This window comes from Acidovorax sp. AC410 (assembly GCF_979253235.1).
Genome location: NZ_CEEDCG010000001.1, coordinates 3681001 through 3698966 on the forward strand (window position 1 = coordinate 3681001; position 17966 = coordinate 3698966).

15 protein-coding genes are annotated in these 17966 nt (G+C 66.5%); 12 read left to right on the forward strand and 3 right to left on the reverse strand.

Translation table 11 applies throughout. The features are described 5' to 3' along the window. Positions 1 to 135 precede the first annotated feature (135 nt). Both mog and yjgA read right to left on the reverse strand, forming a co-directional pair. Positions 136 to 732 (reverse strand): molybdopterin adenylyltransferase, encoded by a 597-nt coding sequence (gene mog, locus AC0IZS_RS17100; protein ID WP_471636695.1) that lies wholly within the window; start codon positions 730 to 732, stop codon positions 136 to 138. Then, the gene (gene yjgA / locus AC0IZS_RS17105) at positions 725 to 1384 is read right to left on the reverse strand and encodes a ribosome biogenesis factor YjgA (RefSeq protein WP_322594834.1); all 660 of its coding nucleotides are present in this window, start codon (positions 1382 to 1384) and stop codon (positions 725 to 727) included. Before yjgA ends, mog begins: the two co-directional genes overlap by 8 nt. 64 nt (positions 1385 to 1448) lie before the next feature. On the opposite strand from yjgA, the gene pmbA reads away from it, so the two are divergent. Then, positions 1449 to 2879 carry a metalloprotease PmbA gene (gene pmbA / locus AC0IZS_RS17110; RefSeq protein WP_471636696.1) on the forward strand — a complete coding sequence of 477 codons (1431 nt, stop codon included), beginning with the start codon at positions 1449 to 1451 and terminating at the stop codon, positions 2877 to 2879. Between the two features lie 326 nt (positions 2880 to 3205). Beyond that, positions 3206 to 4015 (forward strand): class I SAM-dependent methyltransferase, encoded by an 810-nt coding sequence (locus AC0IZS_RS17115; RefSeq protein WP_471636697.1) that lies wholly within the window; start codon positions 3206 to 3208, stop codon positions 4013 to 4015. Here the strand turns inward: AC0IZS_RS17115 and AC0IZS_RS17120 are convergent. Further along, positions 4012 to 4662, reverse strand: coding sequence for a CmcI family methyltransferase (locus AC0IZS_RS17120; protein ID WP_471636698.1), 651 nt, complete (start codon positions 4660 to 4662; stop codon positions 4012 to 4014). The genes AC0IZS_RS17115 and AC0IZS_RS17120 overlap by 4 nt on opposite strands. Before the next feature lie 149 nt (positions 4663 to 4811). Here AC0IZS_RS17120 and AC0IZS_RS17125 point away from each other — a divergent pair, with 149 nt between their 5' ends. The 10 genes from AC0IZS_RS17125 to AC0IZS_RS17170 all read left to right on the forward strand — a co-directional run bounded on the left by AC0IZS_RS17125 (position 4812) and on the right by AC0IZS_RS17170 (position 17952). Then, entirely contained in the window at positions 4812 to 5414 is a 603-nt protein-coding gene (locus tag AC0IZS_RS17125; protein WP_471636699.1) for a class I SAM-dependent methyltransferase, read from the forward strand. After that, positions 5411 to 6907, forward strand: coding sequence for a UbiA family prenyltransferase (locus AC0IZS_RS17130; protein ID WP_471636700.1), 1497 nt, complete (start codon positions 5411 to 5413; stop codon positions 6905 to 6907). Before AC0IZS_RS17125 ends, AC0IZS_RS17130 begins: the two co-directional genes overlap by 4 nt. Positions 6908 to 6960: 53 nt before the next feature. After that, positions 6961 to 8205, forward strand: a complete 1245-nt coding sequence (locus AC0IZS_RS17135; protein WP_471636701.1) for an FAD-binding oxidoreductase — start codon at positions 6961 to 6963, stop codon at positions 8203 to 8205. Position 8206: 1 nt separating this feature from the next. Then, complete coding sequence (locus tag AC0IZS_RS17140; protein ID WP_471636702.1) at positions 8207 to 8959, forward strand: SDR family NAD(P)-dependent oxidoreductase; 753 nt, start codon at positions 8207 to 8209, stop codon at positions 8957 to 8959. Positions 8960 to 8962: 3 nt separating this feature from the next. Then, positions 8963 to 10354 carry a hypothetical protein gene (locus tag AC0IZS_RS17145; protein ID WP_471636703.1) on the forward strand — a complete coding sequence of 464 codons (1392 nt, stop codon included), beginning with the start codon at positions 8963 to 8965 and terminating at the stop codon, positions 10352 to 10354. 152 nt (positions 10355 to 10506) lie between these two features. Next, the gene (locus tag AC0IZS_RS17150) at positions 10507 to 11355 is read left to right on the forward strand and encodes a class I SAM-dependent methyltransferase (RefSeq protein ID WP_471636704.1); all 849 of its coding nucleotides are present in this window, start codon (positions 10507 to 10509) and stop codon (positions 11353 to 11355) included. After that, positions 11348 to 14521 (forward strand): glycosyltransferase, encoded by a 3174-nt coding sequence (locus tag AC0IZS_RS17155; RefSeq protein ID WP_471636705.1) that lies wholly within the window; start codon positions 11348 to 11350, stop codon positions 14519 to 14521. Before AC0IZS_RS17150 ends, AC0IZS_RS17155 begins: the two co-directional genes overlap by 8 nt. Beyond that, positions 14518 to 15525: a class I SAM-dependent methyltransferase gene (locus AC0IZS_RS17160; protein WP_471636706.1), complete on the forward strand. Its 1008-nt coding sequence runs from the start codon at positions 14518 to 14520 to the stop codon at positions 15523 to 15525. The genes AC0IZS_RS17155 and AC0IZS_RS17160 overlap by 4 nt, the downstream gene beginning before the upstream one ends. 179 nt (positions 15526 to 15704) lie before the next feature. Continuing rightward, a complete protein-coding gene (locus tag AC0IZS_RS17165) occupies positions 15705 to 17084 on the forward strand; it encodes a tetratricopeptide repeat protein (protein ID WP_471636707.1) in 1380 nt (459 codons plus the stop codon). Positions 17085 to 17094: 10 nt separating this feature from the next. After that, the gene (locus AC0IZS_RS17170) at positions 17095 to 17952 is read left to right on the forward strand and encodes a FecR family protein (protein ID WP_471636708.1); all 858 of its coding nucleotides are present in this window, start codon (positions 17095 to 17097) and stop codon (positions 17950 to 17952) included. Positions 17953 to 17966: the final 14 nt, after the last annotated feature.

The following is a 17966-nucleotide window of genomic DNA, read 5'->3' on the forward strand; positions in this document are numbered from 1 at the left end:
CGGCCAGTCTAGGGGCCGCACGGCGCAGGCACGTGTGACCGGGCGCACCTGCCCGGGCCATCCATCGCATGGATGGTTACAAAGTGCAAATGGAGCGCAGGGGCGGGCGCCGGCCGCCGCGCTCAAAGCAGGTGCTCAGCGGCTGCGCACCGCGCTCTTGGGTCGAAAGGCCTTGCAGACCTCGTCGCGGGTTTCGAGGTAAGGCCCGCCGATCAGGTCGATGCAGTAGGGCACCGCAGCGAAGATGCCGGGCACGCTCTGGCTGCCATCGGCAGCGCGCAGTCCCTCCAGCGTCTCGGCAATCGCCTTCGGCTGGCCGGGCAGGTTGATGACCAGGCTCTGCCCGCGCACCACCGCCACCTGGCGCGAAAGGATGGCCGTGGGCACGAACTTCAGGCTGATCTGGCGCATCTGCTCGCCAAAGCCCGGCATTTCCTTGTGCGCCACGGCCAGCGTGGCCTCGGGCGTGACGTCGCGCAGGGCGGGGCCGGTGCCACCGGTGGTCAGCACCAGGCTGCAGCCAGCGGTATCCACCAGTTCGATCAGCGTGGCGCTGATGCCCGCCTGCTCGTCGGGGATCAGGCGCGCTTCGAACGTGATGGGGTTGAGCAGGCACCGGGTGAGCCAATCCTGCAGTGCCGGCAGGCCCTTGTCCTCGTACACGCCGCTGCTGGCCCGGTCACTGATGGAGACGATGCCTATCCGTACGGCGTCGTGCGCGGCGTCAGGCATGGTCCCCGTCCTCGTCGCCGTCTTCGTCGTTCGCAGGCACATCGCCCATGTGCTCGCGCACCAGGCGGAACAGGTCGCGGTAGGCGCGGCCCTTGCGCGGCGCCAGGCCCTGCGACACGGCGGCTTTGTCGGCCGGTGGCGCGTCCTTGCGCGCCTGGCGGATCAGGGCGCGCAATTGCTGGGTGTCGGTATCGGGGTGCTCGGCCATCCACGGGGCCAGGGCTTCGTCGTCGGCAATCAGGCGGTCGCGCCAATGTTCGGCCAGGTGCAGGTTGAGCTTCTCGTCGGCCGAGCCCTTGTGCTGCTCTTCGAGCGCCTGGCGCGCGGCCTGCACCAGCTCGGGGTCGAGCTTGCGCATGATCTTGCCCACGTACTGCATCTGGCGGCGCTTGCCCTCGAAGTTGGTGATGCGCTTGGCCTCGGCCAGCGCGTCCACCAGCTTGTCGGGCAGGCCCACCTTCTCGAACAGGTCGGCGCGCAGGCTCAGAAGCTCCTTGCCCAGGTCCTGCAGGGCATCGCTTTCGCGCTTGAGATCGGTTCGGCTGGCATCGGGCGTGCCTTTGAGTTCGGCTTTGAGCTGAATGTCCATTTCGCTGCCTTCGGCAACGAACTGGCCCTTCACAAAGTAGCCTTTTTTGGGTTTGCGTGACATGGGTGGGGGCAAATGGGGAGGTGGCGCAGCGCGCGCCACAGCGGCAAGTATCATAGCTGCCGCTATGAATAAACCCTCCATCCGCACGCCGCGCGCCTCCAGCGCCCCGGCCGCCACCGCATCCGGCACCCCCGACAACGGCTTCAGCTACAGCCGTCCGTTCTTCGAAGAACTGGTGGACCGCGCCCTCGCGCATGCCAAAAAGCTCGGGGCCACCGACGCCGGGGCCGAGGCCTCCGAAGGCTGCGGCCTGTCGGTCAGCGTGCGCAAGGGCGAGCTCGAAACGGTGGAGCGCAACCGCGACAAGTCGCTCGGTATCACCGTCTACATCGGCAACCGCCGGGGCAATGCCAGCACCTCCGACTTTTCCAGCAAGGCCATCGAGCAGACGGCGCAGGCCGCCTACGACATCGCCCGCTTCACGGCCGAAGACCCGATGGCCGGCCTGCCCGACGCCGATGACATCGCGCCCGCCGACAGCCACCGCGACCTGGACCTGTTCCACCCCTGGTCCATCGACAGCGAGCAGGCCGCGAAGATGGCCATGGAATGCGAGGCCGCAGCCCTCAAGGCCAGCCGCCGCATCACCAACAGCGAAGGCGCAGGCGTCTCGGCCCAGCAGAGCCACTTCTTCAGTGCCCACACGCGCGGCTTTCGCGGCGGCTATGCCTCGTCGCGCCACAGCTTCTCGGTGGCGCCCATTGCCTCGCTGCCCGGCCGCAACGCCGAGATGCAGCGCGACGCCTGGTACAGCTCCATGCGCGACGCAGCCGAGCTGGCCTCGCCGCAGGCCGTGGGCCGCTATGCGGCCGAGCGCGCACTCTCGCGCCTGGGCAGCCGCAAGATCCCGACCACGCAATGCCCGGTGCTGTTCGAATCCACCCTGGCCGCCGGCCTGCTGGGCGGTTTCGTGCAGGCCGTGAGCGGCGGCGCGCTGTACCGCAAGAGCAGCTTTTTGCTCGATTCGCTGGGCAAGCGCGTGTTTCCCAAGCACATCGACATCGAGGAAGACCCCTTCATCCTGCGCGGCAAAGGCAGCTCGCCGTTCGACGATGAAGGCGTGCGCGTGGCACCGCGCAAGGTGGTCAAGGGTGGGCGCGTGGAAGGCTACTTCCTGTCCACCTACTCGGCGCGCAAGCTGGGCATGAAGACCACCGGCAATGCCGGCGGCTCGCACAACCTGACCATGACCTCGCGCCTGACCCAGGCCAGCGACGACCTCGATGCCATGCTGCAAAAGCTGGGCACCGGCCTGTTCGTGATCGAACTCATGGGCCAGGGCGTGAACTACGTGACCGGCGACTACTCGCGCGGCGCCAGCGGCTTCTGGGTCGAAAACGGCCGCATCGCCTACCCGGTGCACGAGATCACCATCGCCGGCAACCTGAAAGACATGCTCAAGGGCATCGAGGCCGTGGGCGCGGACACCTACAACTATGGTGCCAAGACCGTCGGCTCCATCCTCGTGAACCGGATGAAGGTGGCGGGCAGCTGAGGCAGCGCGGTGTCCCTGTACCCATGAGCGTGCCACTTCGGTACGCTTGTGCTTCTTTTGCAGAGGGCGCGGATATGCTTCTTTTCCACTCTCAGCAGCATTCGTTCAGGTTCCATACCGCGAAGAGGCAACTTTTCGGCTGCTGCGGAAAGGACCAGCTGGGGCAGTCTGGCTGGAAAGCGACGCGCCGTACCAGCACTTCCAAGGATGAGAGTCTCACGGTAGCCAGCGGGACCATCGTGGCCGATCGATGGCGGGACGATTCTTCACCGGCAGGACACGCGCGCGCGGCGTTTGCCGCAAAAAGTCACATGCAATAATTGGCCATGCCGCGCCTCGCAACGCCCAAGACTGTCACCGATGCTGGCGCCTGTCGCTTCTACCAGACGGTGGACCTTCCGGGCCTGGGCGTGCAGCGCGGCGACTGGGATTTTCGCGAAACGGCGTGGCAGTACCTGGGCGGCGTGGGCGTCGCTGGCAAGCAGGTTCTGGAAGTGGGTCCGGCCAACGGGTTCTTCACCCACACCTTGGAAGCGGCCGGGGCGGACGTCATTGCTTACGAGCTCTCGCCTTCGGATCCGTGGGATGCCGTGCCCTATGGCGGAATGGCCACTGACCCTCGGATCGAGGCGCAGCAACAGCAACTGGCCCAGCTCAACAGCGGCTGGTGGCTGGGCCACCGGCTGCATGGCAGCAAGGCCCGGCTGTACCACGGCACGATTTACGAACTGCCGGGCGATGTCCCGCCCGTCGATATCGCGATCGTCGGCGCGGTACTGCTGCACCTGCGCGATCCGTTCCGGGGGCTGCAAGGGGTCTGCTCGCTGGCGCGCGAGACGGTGGTGGTCACCGAACTCATGCCATTCGCAGCGCGCCCTTCCACCTGGACCGGTCACGAAACGGAGGTCCCGCCAGCCATCCTCGCGGACCAGGAGCCTGCGTCCATGGTCTTTCAGCCCACGGGCCCCGACTCGGACGCTTTCGGCACGTGGTGGCACCTTTCGCCTGCATGCGTGCGCCAGATGCTCAGTGTGCTGGGATTCGAGCCGGTTGCCACCAGCTTTCACATCCAGCGACACATGGGCTGGTATGCGCATGTCTTGTATACCGTGGTCGCGCACCGCAAGGCGCGCTAGCGCGCCCGCCGCTTCAGGTAGCCCTTGGGGTTCCAGGTGATCAGGAAGCGCTCGCGGCTCCTGTCGCTTTCGAAGTCCGCGTTTTCCTGCAGGAAGGCGTCGATGGCCTCGTAGGGGCCAGGGTTCGGGCCGACATCCAGCCCATGGTGGCAGATGCCATCCTCCACGATGAAGTAGCCGCCGGGCTTGACGAGCGGGGCGTAGCGCCTGAGCACCTGCAGCGTGTTGTCGAAGGTGTGGGCGCTGTCCTCGATCACCAGGACCCGTTCGCCGGCATCGATCAGTGGTTCGACCTGCTCGAAACTCTCGCACGCGTCGCCGTCGATCAGGGTGATCCTGGCGTGGCTGCGTACCAGTGGGGGCACCAGGTGGTGCGACAGGTCGACGCCGATCACCCGCCCGTGGCCGATCGCATCGCACAGGTGGGCCAGCGCAAGCAGGCTGCCGCCGTGGAAATTCCCGATCTCGACGATGACGTCAGGCCGTGTCTCGAACAGGATCTCCTGGTAGATCCAGGCGTCGATCGGGCTCTTCAGCGTCGGGATGCCGAAGTAGCTCGTGCCGGTCATGATGCTGTGCTGCATGACGGGCAGCACCTCCCTCAGCGGGGCGTCCAGGCGGTCCTCCATGGGACTGCTGTTCGTCATGGCTTTGCACTCCGCGTGCGCAAACCGAAGGAGGGCCATTGCAGGACGCTCATCGTGTGGGCCGCCCCATCTTTGGTGACATACTTTGGCACAAGCGGTTGAAACTCCCCATTCTTCGTTGTGGCAGGTTGACAGTCAAGACAAGTGAAATGCATACGAGCTCTCTGGAACACGTCGATCGTCTGGTGCGCAAGTACCTGGATGAAAAAAATGAGTTGAGTGTTTTTGACCTGGGCAGTCTTGATATCAATGGCAGCTACAGGCAATTCTTCGACAAGCCCCGCTGGAACTATGCCGGCATCGATCTGACCCCCGGCGCGAATGTGGACATCGTGCTCGAATCACCTTACCGGCTGCCTTTGCGCAGTTGCAGTGCGGACGTGGTCATTTCCGGGCAGGCGTTCGAGCACATCGAGTTCTTCTGGCTGACCTGGCTTGAAATCGCGCGGGTGCTCAAACCATCTGGCATGGTATTCCTTCTGGCTCCATCGAGAGGGTTCGAACACCGGTTTCCGCAAGATTGCTGGCGCTTCTACCCTGACGGGTATACGGCCTTGGCCAGGTATGCCGGCATGGAGCTTCTGGAAGTCAGCACCGACTGGGAGCCGCACCCGAATCCCGACAGTGCCCCATGGGGGGACACCGTCGGGGTGTTCAGGCAGCCTGCGCTTTCGCAGTTCACCCGCATGCGCAGACGCCTTGCGCAACAGCTGCTGTATCGTTTGACCCGTGGATACACGAGTGCACGATGAGCGCTCAGTCGTACAGGTCTTCTGAACTGCCGCGGCCGGCCGGCGGCGCAGTGAATGCCCACCAGACCCCTCTCGTGGTCGACCTCGACGGCACCCTGCTCAAGACCGACCTTCTGGCCGAGACCGCGAACAGCTTCATCATTGCGCAGCCGTTTCGCGTTGTCCGGTTGCTGGCCTGGCTGTCGGCCGGCAGGACCACCTTGAAGGCGCGCCTGGCGCAGGCCGGCCCCATCGATCCTGCCACCTTGCCCTACAACGAAGAACTCCTGGCCTGGCTGCGTGAAGAAAAGGCCAACGGCCGACGCATCGTGCTCGCGACCGCCAGTCACCAATTGCTGGCCGACCAGGTGGCCAGGCGTCTGGGTCTGTTCGACGAGGTGCTGGCCACCAGTGCAGCCGTCAACCTCAAGGCCGAAGCCAAGAGGGACCTGCTGGTCGCCCGCTTCGGCGAACGCGGCTTCGACTACGTCGGCAACGACTGGGCCGACATCCCGGTGTGGCAATCGGCGGACCAGGCCCATGTGGTGGGCGGCTCCAGGCGCCTGGTCGGCGAGGTCCGCAGCCAGGGCAGGCTGGGGCGCGAGATCGCCGATGGGAAGCCCTCGACCGCTGTGGCGCTGTTCAAGGCCGTTCGCCCGCACCAGTGGGTCAAGAACCTGCTGGTTCTCGTCCCGCTGATGGCCGCGCACCGCTACGGCGACGGTGCCAGCGTCGTGCATGCCCTGCTGGCCCTGGTGGCGTTCAGCCTCACGGCCTCCAGCGTCTACCTGCTCAATGACCTGGCCGACGTGGGCGACGACCGCCAGCACCGCAGCAAGCGCCTTCGCCCGCTCGCCTCGGGGCATCTGGGCCTGGTGCAAGGCTGGCTGGCCTGGCCTGCGTTCCTGGCCGTGGCCTTCGCGCTCGCCGGCATCGCGCTGCCGTGGCATTTCATGGCCGCCCTGGCGGCTTACTTCGTGCTCACGGTGGCCTATTCGCTGTGGCTCAAGCAGATGCCGGTGGTCGACGTGGTGACGCTGGCGGGGCTGTACACCCTGCGCGTCGTGGCCGGCGCGGCAGCCATCGGCGTGCCGCTGTCGTTCTGGTTGCTGGCGTTCTCCATGTTCCTGTTCTTCAGCCTGGCCCTGCTCAAGCGCTACAGCGAACTGCGCACCGTCCAGGCGACCGGTCAGGCCGTGGGCCTGCGCGGGCGCGGCTACGAGACGCAGGACATGGAACTCATCTCCAGCCTGGGCGGTGGTGCAGGCTATATCGCGGTCCTGGTGCTGGCGCTCTACATCCAGGATGGCCGGACGGCCAGCCTGTACGCCACGCCCACCTTCATCTGGCTGGCCTGCCCGCTGTTGCTGTACTGGGTTTCACGCGCCTGGTTGATCGCCCATCGCGGCCGTATGCACGATGACCCCATCGTATTCGCACTCAAGGACCGTGCGAGCTGGGCCGTGGCGCTGCTGCTCGCGCTGGCGTTCGTGCTGGCCAGGGTGGTTGTTTGAGGCCGGTTTCGTCCTGGGGGCGGCTGAGCGCCGACCCGCACCACGTCATCGGCTTGAACGATCCGGCGCAAGCCGCCGCGCTGGTGGCCGGTGCCAGGCTCCCCGGTCTGGCCCACGGCTTGGGGAGAAGTTACGGTGACGCCTGCCTGAACCCGGGCGGCGTGCTCTGGCTCACCGCGGGCCTGGACCACTTTATCGACTTTGACGATGCGACGGGCCGCGTGGTGTGCGAGGCGGGTGTCCTGCTGCGCGACATCCAGCGCCTGGCCATTGCGCGCGGCTGGATGCTGCCGGTCACGCCCGGTACGCAGCAGGTCACGGTGGGGGGCGCCATCGCCAACGATGTGCATGGCAAGAACCACCACCTGCGCGGCACCTTCGGCGACCATGTGCAGCGCATCCGGCTGGTGCGCACCGATGGCGAATCCCTGGAATGCGGTCCCCGGCTGCGCCCCGACTGGTGGGCCGCCACGGTCGGTGGCCTTGGCCTCACAGGTGTCATCACCGAGGCCGAGATCCAGCTGTGCCGTGTGGCCGGCCCCTGGCTGGACACCGAGACCATTCCCTATGCCGGCCTGGATGAATTCCTGCGCCTGGCGGAGGAGGCCGAGGCCGGCTGGGAGCACACCGTGGCCTGGATCGATTGCCTCTCGGGTGCCCAGGGCCGCGGCCTGTTCATGCGGGCCAACCCCGCAGGCCCCCAGGAGCGGCCCGAACCCCCGTCGAGGGAGTGGTCCATGCCCTTCGTGCCGCCGGTCTCGCTGGTCAACGGTTTCTCGCTGCGCCCGTTCAATGCGGCGTACTTCCACCGGGGCAGGATGAAGGCCGGCCGCACCGTGGCGCACTACGAATCCTTTCACTACCCGCTGGACAGGCTGCTCGGCTGGAACCGCCTGTATGGCCCCCGAGGCTTCTTCCAATACCAGAGCGTGGTGCCGCGCCGGTGCGGCCGGGCGGCGACCGAGGCCATGCTCGGCGAAGTCGCCCGGTCGGGTGAGGGGTCGTTGCTGGCCGTGCTGAAGACCTTTGGCGACCGGCAACCGCCCGGCTTGCTCAGCTTTGCGCAGCCAGGTGTGACCTTGGCGCTCGACTTCCCCAACCGGGGGGAGCGCACCCTGCGGCTGTTCGAGCGGCTGGACGCCATCGTGGCGCAGGCCGGCGGCCGGCTCTACGCAGCCAAGGACGCGCGCATGCCCAGGGAACTGTTCGAGGCGGGCTATCCCCGGCTGGGGGAGTTTCTGAAGTTCCGGGATCCTGGCATCAGCTCGGCACTCTCGCGGCGCTTGATGGGGGGGTGAAATGAGCGAAAAACGAAGAATCGTCATCATCGGTGCCACGTCGGCCATTGCCGGGCATTGCGCCAGGCTCTGGGTGCAAGACGCGCCCGTGCACCTGACGCTTGTCGGGCGCGATCTCGCCCGTGTGGAACGTGTGGCGGCCGACCTGCGGGTACGCAGCCCGCAATCCGACATCCTTGTGCTCCAGTCCGACTTTCTCGACCCGCTGGCGATACGGGCCACCGTCGAGGGCATCGCGCAGCGGGAGGCGGTCGATACCGTGCTGATCGCCCATGGCAGCCTGCCCGACCAGTCCGGGTGCCAGGAGGATCTGATCGCCTGCCGTGAGGCGCTAGAGATCAATGGGGTTTCGCCGGTGCTGTTCGCCGAAGCCTTTGCCGGGCACATGGCCTTGCACAACCGGGGCGTCCTGGCGCTGATCGGCTCGGTGGCGGGGGACCGCGGCCGCCGGTCCAACTATGTCTACGGCGCGGCCAAGGGGCTGGTCGCGCGCTACGCCCAGGGGCTGCAGCACCGCTTCGCCGGCACGGGGGTCCGGGTGGTGCTGGTGGAACCCGGCCCCACCGACACGCCCATGACCGCGCACCTCAAGGCGCAAGGCGGCCGGCTCGCTGACGTGCAGGAGGTGGCCCGGCAGATGGTCGCCGCCATCGATGCGGGCAAGGCAGTGGCCTATGTACCCGGGAAATGGCGCTGGATCATGCTGGTCATCAGGCACCTGCCGCGTGCCGTCTTCAACAGAATGAAAATCTGACCCATGGACATTCACCGCATCCCCAGCCCGCAGGAAAAGCCCGGCACACCCGTGCCTGTGCCCGTGCCCGTCCAACTGGGCCTGTTCCTGGCCTTGCTGTTCGCCGGCGCGTTCTACCTGTCCTACCCGCAGAACGCCTGGTTCCTGCAGGACGACTTCCAGTTGATCATGCAGTACGCCCACGCCCTGCAGCCCCAGCAGATCCTGGACTTCGGCAGTTTCGGACGCTTCCTGAGCCGCAACGCCTACTGGCACTACGGCATCAAGCTGTTCGCACTGCACGCGCCGCTGTTCTACGTGCTGAACCTGTTCTTCATCTGCGCGACCAGCTTCCTGGTCTACCGGGTGGTGCTGAACACCTACGGCCGTTTCGCCGGGGTGGTGGCGGGGCTGCTCTACTTCTGCCTGCCGGGCACCATCGAGGCGTATGCCTGGCTGTCGAACTCGCAGCACCTTCTGGGCCATCTGTTCGTGATGGTGTTCGTGTACCTGTTGACCACCGGAGACCCCGGCATCCATGGGCGCACGAGCGGGCGGGCCGCCGCGGTGCTGCTCCTTGTCCTGGTGCTGGGGTTGTATTCCAACGCCTTCGTAGGCATGGTGCTCAGCCTGCCCTTGTGGATGCTCGTGGCCGACAGGGGCTACCGCAAGAACCGGTGGAACTACCTGGTTCCCGTTCTGGGCATGGCCCTTTTCCTGTACTTCTATGTCCGGCTCTCGGACCAGCAGACCGGCGCGTACGCGACCTCGTTTTCCATCGGGACGTTCTGGAAGAACGCCACCTACTACTTCAAGGGCGACGCGGGCGCGTCGCTGTGGATCGCCGTGGTCGTGGGCGGCGCCGCATATTCGTGGCGCAAGGGCCGGCTCCTGTGCGCCTGGTTTTTCATGGCGTCGGCCGCGTTCATGCTCCCCTTCGCCTTCCTGGAACACCAGCGGTATGGAAGCTATTCGGTACTCACCCACCTGTTCTTCGTGCTGGGCTGCTGGTGCCTGGCCTGCGATACGCTGGGTGCGCGATGGCCCGGGCTTGCCCAGTACGTGGGTGTCTCCATCCTGGCCCTGGTGCTGGTGCAGTCGCTGGTGCTGCCGATCCGCCACTACGGCCAGTACCCCAGCGGCAAGACGGTGCGTGACCAGGTCGAGCAGCTGCGCTTGTTCGATGCGAAGAACCCCGCCGTGAAGAGCTACTGCTTTCGCAGCGAAAAGCAGGTGGTCAATGCAACGGGGGTCCAGGCCTGGGACATTCCCGCCGAGTGGTGGCAAGTCGGTTTCGGCGCGGCCTTCTCGCTCTTCGTGAACGGCCAGAAGACCTACGAGCTGGTGTCGGCGACGTCCCGGTGCGACGCCACCTTTGTCTTCAGGGACCAGCGGCTCGAACCTGTTCCCGGATGAAGGCCCGGGCGCCCCATCGTGCCAGCACGAGCCCCATCCGCGCCAAGGCCGCTCGGATGGCCCCGGGCAGACGGTCAACAGACCCTAGAATCGTAAATGCTCCAGGATGTCCTGGCACGCCCGCGGCCGCGATGGGGTCGACGAAAGCAAGCATGAGAGTTTGGCGGTTGCGGTCGTTGGCCGACTACACAGCCCATGTCGCTCGTACCCAGGAGGAGGCTGCACGCGCGGCGCAGGAGCTGGCGCGCCTGGTGCCGGCTGGCGGAGCGGGCAGGTTCACGGTTCCCGGCTATTCCTATTCCGCAGGCACGGTGGTGGACTTCCTGGTGGACTTCAACTACAGCGCCGTGCCGGGCCAGGTCAATTGGCGCGAACGCCTGGTCTGCCCCGTGACGGGGCTGAACAACCGCATGCGGGCCTGCATCCACCTGTTCGACATGGAGATGGAGGTCTACGCCGACAGCCGCATCTACCTCACCGAGCAGGTCACCCCGGTTTACCAGGTTTTCCAGCGGCGCCATGGCGGCGTCGTGGGCAGCGAATACCTGGGCGACAGCGTGCAGCGCGGCGCGGCGCGCGCCGACGGCATCCGCAACGAAGACCTGTGCGCCCTGAGCTTTGCCGACGCCAGCTTCGACGCCATCGTATCGCTGGACGTGCTGGAGCACATCCCGGACTACCGGCGGGCCCTGCGTGAATGCCACCGCTGCCTGCGGCCTGGCGGCCGGCTGATGTGGTCGGTGCCCTTCCTGCCGCATGCACAGGCCAGCGTGCTGCGTGCCACGCTGGACGCAGCGGGGGCCATCACCCACCACCTGGAGCCCGAATACCATGGCGATCCCCTGGGCGGAAACGGCGTCTTGTGCTACACCCATTTCGGCTGGGACATGCTGGACCATGCGAAGGCGGCTGGCTTCCAGGATGCTTATGCCATGGCCTACCACTCCCGGGAATTTGGCTACCTGGGTGATTCGGCCCTGATGTTCTTCGCCGTTGCCTGAGGGTCCGCCGCTTCAGAAACCGATCTGCACCGACCATGAAAAAACCGACCGTTCCCGCCCCCCGCCCGAGAAGGCCCAGGCAGCATACGAAGGCTATCTCGACACCTTCGGGCCGACCGAGATCACCGGCTGGGCCTTTGATGCCCGGGAGCCAGGCCAGCGGGTGGTGGTTGAAGTGCTGAGCGAGGGCATCCTGATTGCCCAGGCGACAGCCGACGGCTTGCGGCCTGACCTGGCGCAATCGGGCAAGGCCGACGGCGCCTGTGCGTTCCGGCTGCCCGTGCCATCGGCCCTGCTGGATGGCCGCACGCACACCGTGGCTGTGCGCGTGCGCGGAACATCCGAGGTGTTGCCAGGGGCGGTCACCACCTTCCAGGCGCCGCCGGCGTACGACGGCTATCTGGACACCGTCGGGCCCATCGAGATCACGGGCTGGGCCATCAATGATCGAGCGCCGGCCGAGCGCGTGGTGGTCGAGGTGCTGAGCGATGGCATGCCCATCGCCCAGGCGGTGGCAGAGGGCTTGCGGCCCGACCTGGTGCAATCGGGCAAGGCGCAAAGCGCCTGCGGGTTCCGGCTGCCGGTACCCTTGGGCCTGCTGGATGGTCGCCCACACTCCGTGGCCGTGCGCGTGCAGGGCTCCTCCATACTGCTGCCCGGGGCGGTCACGATTTTCCAGGCCGAGCCGGTTGGCGTTGATGGGTCGGTGCAGCTGGAGGGAGGTGCCTTGGTGGGCGCAGCCCGCTTTGCGGCTCCCCTGGAGCAAGGCTGCGGCCTGAAGGTCTGGGATGTCGCCACTGCGGCCGTCGTCGCACAGGGGCAAGGCCATCCCGATGCCGGCGACGCCGCACTGCTGCGCTTTCGCATCGCCCTGCCCGCGCCGCTGTTCGATGGCCGGCCGCATGCGTTCACGGTCCACCGGGAAAGCGATGGGGCATTGGTCCAGTCCGCTTCGCTCATCATGCCGCATGTGGTCGCGCCCGCGCATGCGCTGCTCAAGCACGCGCGTGAGGGCGTGGCTCCACGCCTGAGCGACGTGGCCGGCTACCGGTACGACGCGCTGGCCCGCTGGCTTGCGCTCGTGGGCCGGGAGCCGCGCGTGCAGGACATGCTGCCCCAGCTCAGTTCCGTCCATGCCCGGCTGTGCAAGGGCCCCGACGCCGAAGAGCGGCACTACGACAGCCTGGTTTTTCCCTCGCATTCGCGGCCCAAGGTCTCGGTCGTCGTTCCTGCCTGCAACCAGTTTCACCTGACCTACCATTGCCTGGCCTCGCTGCTGCTGGCGCCCAACGCCACTGCGTTCGAGGTGATCGTGGTGGATGATGGCTCCACAGACCGCACGCGGGACATCGCGCAACTGGTTTCGGGCATCACCCACATTCGAAACGGGGAGCCCCTGGGCTTCGTGCATTCCTGCAACAGCGGTGCGCAGGCGGCCCGCGGCGACTATGTGGTGCTGCTCAACAACGACACCGAGGTCACGCCCGACTGGCTGGACGAGCTGCTCTGGCCCTTTGAGCATTTCGAGCGCGTGGGTCTGGCGGGCGCCAAGCTGCTCTACCCCGACGGCCGGCTGCAAGAGGCCGGGGGCATCGTCTGGAGCTCCGCCAATCCCGCCAACTACGGCCGCGGCGGCAACCCCCATGAACCCCGGTACAACTACGCGCGCCAAGCCGACTACCTGTCGGGCGCCTGCCTGATGGTGCCTGCGGCGTTGTGGAAGAAGATGGGCGGGTTGGATCCGGCCTACGCACCGGCCTATTTCGAAGACACCGACCTCGCGTTCCGGGTCCGCGAGCAGGGCTACAAAACGGTGTACGCGCCCCTGTCCTGCGTGATCCACTTCGAGGGCGGCAGCAACGGGACCGACGTCTCATCCGGCGTCAAGAAGCACCAGGAGGCCAATCGTCCGACGTTTCGGCGCAGATGGCTGGACGCCTGCGCCGGCCATGGCCGGGAAGGCTTGGACGCCGACTGGGTGAAGGACCGCCACGTGCCGCTGCGGGCGCTGGTGATCGACATGCACACGCCCGCGCCCGACCGGGATGCGGGTGGCTACGCGGCCGTGCAGGAGATGCGGCTGCTCCAGGCGCTGGGCTTCAAATGCACCTTCGTTCCGCAGAATCTGCAGTGGATGGGCCGCTACGCCGAAGAGCTGCAGCGCATGGGCGTGGAATGCCTGCATGCACCCTTCGTGACCTCCATCGCGCAGATGCTGCGTGAGCGCGGCCGCGAGTTCGACCTGGTCTACATCACCCGCTACCATGTTGCCCGCCAGCAACTGCCGGCCATTCGCGAGGCAGCCCCGCAGGCCAAGGTGGTGCTGATGAATGCCGACCTGCATTTCCTGCGCGAACTGCGCCTGGCGATGGCGGCCGGCAACGCCCAGGCCCTGCAGGCCGCGAAACAGACGCGCAGCGACGAACTGGCCGTCATGTCCGAGGTGGACCTGGTCCTGGCGTACACACCGGTGGAGCAGGCCGTGATCGAGTCTCACAACCTGGACGCCACCGTGGTCGGGCGCTGCCCCTGGGTGAGCCCGGTCGTGGGCGCCGTGGCGCCTTATGCCAAGCGCAAGGGCATCGCCTTTCTCGGCGGGTTTGGCCATCCGCCCAACGAGGAGGCTGTCCGGTGGTTCCTGCTCAACGTGTGGGAGCCGCTGCGTGCCGCGCTACCGGGCGTGCAACTGCACATCTACGGCAGCCATGCGCCGCCCAGGCTGGCCGAGCTGGTGTCGCGGCACGAAGGGGTGGTGCTGGAAGGCTGGGTGCCGCAGGTGGCCACGGCCTATGAGGGCTGCCGCGTCTTCATCGCGCCGCTGCAGTCAGGCGCAGGCATCAAGGGCAAGGTCATCGGGGCGCTGGCCCATGGCGTGCCCAGTGTGCTGTCGCCACTGGCGGCCGAAGGCATTGCGGTGGCCGACGGCGCAGACGCCCTTGTCGCCGGCACCCCTGCCGAATGGGTCAGCGCGGTGGCCCGCATCTACCGCGACGAGGCGATGTGGAACGCCATGTCCGCCCGTGCGCTGCAGTTCGTGCGCAACCATTACGGGTTCGACCAGGGCATCCGGCAGATGCAGCAGGCGCTGCAGTTGGCGGGCATTTTCAGCCACCCCACCGATGCGGCGCTGGTGGTCCGCGACCCGGCGGCTCAGGCGGTACCGTGAGCATCAGCTACGCCGCTCTGGTCGAGCAGCTGTACCAAGCCTTTCTGGGCCGTGAACCCGAGCCAGGTGCCGTGCAGGCATGGGTCGGCCACCTGGAGGCGGGCATGGACGTGGCCGCCCTGGTGAGGGCATTCCTGGCGACCGAGGAGTTCCGTCTGCGCGATGCGCCCCCCTCCGGGTTTTTCGTGCCTCCCGGCCACTTCTACAGCCCGATCGTGGACACGGCGGTGGTGGCGCCCCTGTTTGGCGCCGCAGCGCCCCTGAAGGCACCGGCCGCCGTCGAGATCGACGCCAGCGTGCATCTGGCCACCTGGGAGCGGCTGCTGCCGTACCTGCAGTCGCAGCCTTTCGGCGACGAGAAGACGCCGGGTTGGCGCTACTTCTTCAACAACCCGGCGTTTGCCCATGCGGATGGTGCCGTGCTGCACGCCATGCTCAGGTGCTTTCGGCCGCGAAGGCTGGTCGAAGCGGGTTCGGGCTATTCCTCCGCCTGCGCGATGGACACCATTGACCGTTTCCTGGGCGGTGAAGTGCAAGTCACGTTCATCGAGCCGCACCCGCAACTGCTCAAGGAACTGATCGGGCAGGAGCGCCTCGAGCGCTGCACCGTGGTGCCCCACGGGGTGCAGGCGGCGGATCCGCGCATTTTCGAGGCGCTGGAGGCCGGGGACATCCTGTTCATCGACTCCACGCACGTGATGAAGACCGGCAGCGATGTCTGCCACGAGTTGTTCGACATCCTGCCACGCCTGAAGCCGGGTGTGCTTGTCCATTTCCACGACGTGTTCTGGCCCTTCGAATACCCCGAGAAGTGGGTCGTGCAGGAGAACCGGTCCTGGAACGAGCTGTACGGGCTGCGCGCCTTTCTCATGTACAACAAGGCCTTTCGGATCGAGTTCTTCAGCGACTATTTTTTTCAACACTTCCGCCCACGGATCGAGGCCGAATTTCCGACCATGCTGAAACATTCCGGTGGCAGCCTTTGGCTGAGCAAGGTTTCATGAGCCCTGAACCGTGGTCAGGCGGCCGGCACTGCGAGGGCTCTTGAACTGGCCTGGCGGATGGAATGGCTCGCTTGCAACAGGGCCCTGTCCGTGTACCAATTGACTTGGGAACGCCGGCTGTTCCGTTTATAGTAATAACCACAATCGTAACAATTGCAATAAATAGACAGGGGCAGACCATGCCGAAATCGCCCGGAAACAAGACGCCTTGGCCCCATGTGGTGGGTGCCCTCGGTTTCCTGTTCAGTGCCGGTGCAGCAGCCCAGGGCAGCGGCTCGGTCACGCTGGAGCGCCAGACCGACGATGCTTTCAGGCTGGTGCTTCAGCAGCCCCAGGACCTGTCGGGCTGGTCCCGGTATGCGCAACTGCTGGTCCAGGCCGGCAATTACGAAGGCGGAATCGCCGCCCTCGAACGCCTGCTGCTGGAACCCAACGCCAGCCCCGACCTGCGGGTGGACATTGCGGTGCTCTACTACCGCCAGGGTTCCTATGCCATGGCCGAAGCCATGCTCGGCACCGCGCTGGCGGACGGCCGTCTGCAAGGCGACAAGCGGGCGCTGGCGCAGGCCCTGCTGGACGACACGCGCAGGCGCGCCCAGCGCAGCCAGCTGCAGGGCGTGGCGACACTGGGCTTGCGCCACCAGACCAACCCTACCTACCGTACCGACGCTTCGCAGGTGCTGTCCGCCGGCGTGCTGGGCCCGCTGGCGCCCAGCCAGCGCCCCGAGGCTGACAACGACGTCAGCGCCGGGCTGCGCATCAGCCACCTGTATGACCTGGAGCGCCAGAACTCGGCCGCCATCGTCACCAATTTCGGTGCCTACCTCGTGAACTACCGCTCCGCCTCGGGCAGCCAACTGGTGGCCGGTGAGAGCAAGCCCTACGACCTGCAGCTGCTGGACCTGAACACCGGGCTGCAGTTCAAACCACTGCCTGCCACGGTCTCGGGCCTGACGCTGCGCCCGCACGCCATCCTGTCGAACCTGGTGGCCAAAAGGCACCAGTACCTGCGCAACCAGGGGCTGGGCATCGATTTGTCCCTGCGCCCCAACGAGCGCACCCTGTACGAATTCACCCTGGACGGCGTACACCGTGATTTCGCGGAACGCGTCGACGTAGCCAATGCCAACCTGCAGGACGGCCACCTGTATTCGCTGCGCGCGCGCGTGAGCCGCGAACTGGCCCCGGGCCAGTTGTTCGTGGGCGAATACGCCATGCGACGCGCCACGTCCGAGCGCGACATTTACGATGCCGATTCGCATGAGGTCCGGGCGACCTATGCCATCTCCTACGGCAACCCGTTCTACAAAGGCAGCCACTGGACCACGGCCTTCTGGCTGGGCGCATTGAACCGCTCCTACGATGCGCCCGATCCGGCCGTCAGTAGCGGCACCGCGCACAAGGACCGGGAATGGCGCATGGGCGTGAACCAGACGATCCCGCTGGTGCCGCTGTGGTCGCTGCTGCTGTCGGCCGAATACGCCCGCAACCAGGCCAACCTGCCCAATTACCGCTACAAGAACACGTCGGTTTCCGCCATCGTGGTGCGCAGCTTCTGAGGAATACGAGATGTCCCCGCCGATTCAAAAAGACTGGTGGCTGGCTGCCGCGCTGACAGGCGCGGCGCTGCCGGCTGCGATGGGCCAGGTGCCAACGACCGCAGAAGGCCGACAGACGGGCGTCGTCACCTCGGTGACGCAGGGTGCGCCTACCACCGACGCCAGTACGCCGATCTATATCGACAACACCCGTGGCCAGCGCCTGATCACCGGGCCGAACCAGACCGTGCATGTGCTCTTCTCGGACCAGTCGGCCATCACCGTCGGCCCCAACTCCGAGGTGGTCATCACCGAGTACCGCTACGATTCGGAGACCAAGAACGGCACGCTGCAGGTAGACCTGTCCAGGGGTTTGCTGCGCGTGGTCGGCGGCTTCATCAGCAAGAAGAGCGAAACCGTGGTGCGCACGGGCGCGGCCGAGGTCGGCATCCGCGGCGGCATCACCACGGTGGAGCACCAGAACGGCAGCACCAGCGCCCATTACCTGTTCGGCCAGCAGATGCGCGTGTCCAACCCGGACGGCTCGCAAACCCAGACGGTGACACGCCAGGGCTTCGGGGTCACGTCGCAAGGCAACCAGCTGTCCGAGCCGCAACGCCTGCCCTCCACCGAGCTCTCGGGTGTGCTCAACCGGCTGGGAACCTCGACCCAGGGCCCCCAGTCCACGGGCACGCCATCTCCATCGCCATCGCCAGCACCTTCATCGGGCGGCTCGTCGTCTTCACCATCGCCTTCGCCCTCACCGCCCATCGGCGGCCTCGCCAACGACCGGCTGGCCGGCGGGCAGAATCCGAACCAGCTCCAGAACGCCAATCCGTCGGAAGTGTTGCGCACCATCCTGGGTACCGACGCCCCGAACCAGTCCTGAGCGCCGCGAGCACC

What these genes read in the sequence shown, in the direction of transcription:
- mog (WP_471636695.1), bottom strand. Translation starts at nt 732, where the DNA reads ATGCCTGACGCCGCGCACGACGCCGTACGGATAGGCATCGTCTCCATC.
- yjgA (WP_322594834.1), bottom strand. Translation starts at nt 1,384, where the DNA reads ATGTCACGCAAACCCAAAAAAGGCTACTTTGTGAAGGGCCAGTTCGTT.
- pmbA (WP_471636696.1), top strand. Translation starts at nt 1,449, where the DNA reads ATGAATAAACCCTCCATCCGCACGCCGCGCGCCTCCAGCGCCCCGGCC.
- AC0IZS_RS17115 (WP_471636697.1), top strand. Translation starts at nt 3,206, where the DNA reads ATGCCGCGCCTCGCAACGCCCAAGACTGTCACCGATGCTGGCGCCTGT.
- AC0IZS_RS17120 (WP_471636698.1), bottom strand. Translation starts at nt 4,662, where the DNA reads ATGACGAACAGCAGTCCCATGGAGGACCGCCTGGACGCCCCGCTGAGG.
- AC0IZS_RS17125 (WP_471636699.1), top strand. Translation starts at nt 4,812, where the DNA reads ATGCATACGAGCTCTCTGGAACACGTCGATCGTCTGGTGCGCAAGTAC.
- AC0IZS_RS17130 (WP_471636700.1), top strand. Translation starts at nt 5,411, where the DNA reads ATGAGCGCTCAGTCGTACAGGTCTTCTGAACTGCCGCGGCCGGCCGGC.
- AC0IZS_RS17140 (WP_471636702.1), top strand. Translation starts at nt 8,207, where the DNA reads ATGAGCGAAAAACGAAGAATCGTCATCATCGGTGCCACGTCGGCCATT.
- AC0IZS_RS17145 (WP_471636703.1), top strand. Translation starts at nt 8,963, where the DNA reads ATGGACATTCACCGCATCCCCAGCCCGCAGGAAAAGCCCGGCACACCC.
- AC0IZS_RS17150 (WP_471636704.1), top strand. Translation starts at nt 10,507, where the DNA reads ATGAGAGTTTGGCGGTTGCGGTCGTTGGCCGACTACACAGCCCATGTC.
- AC0IZS_RS17165 (WP_471636707.1), top strand. Translation starts at nt 15,705, where the DNA reads ATGCCGAAATCGCCCGGAAACAAGACGCCTTGGCCCCATGTGGTGGGT.
- AC0IZS_RS17170 (WP_471636708.1), top strand. Translation starts at nt 17,095, where the DNA reads ATGTCCCCGCCGATTCAAAAAGACTGGTGGCTGGCTGCCGCGCTGACA.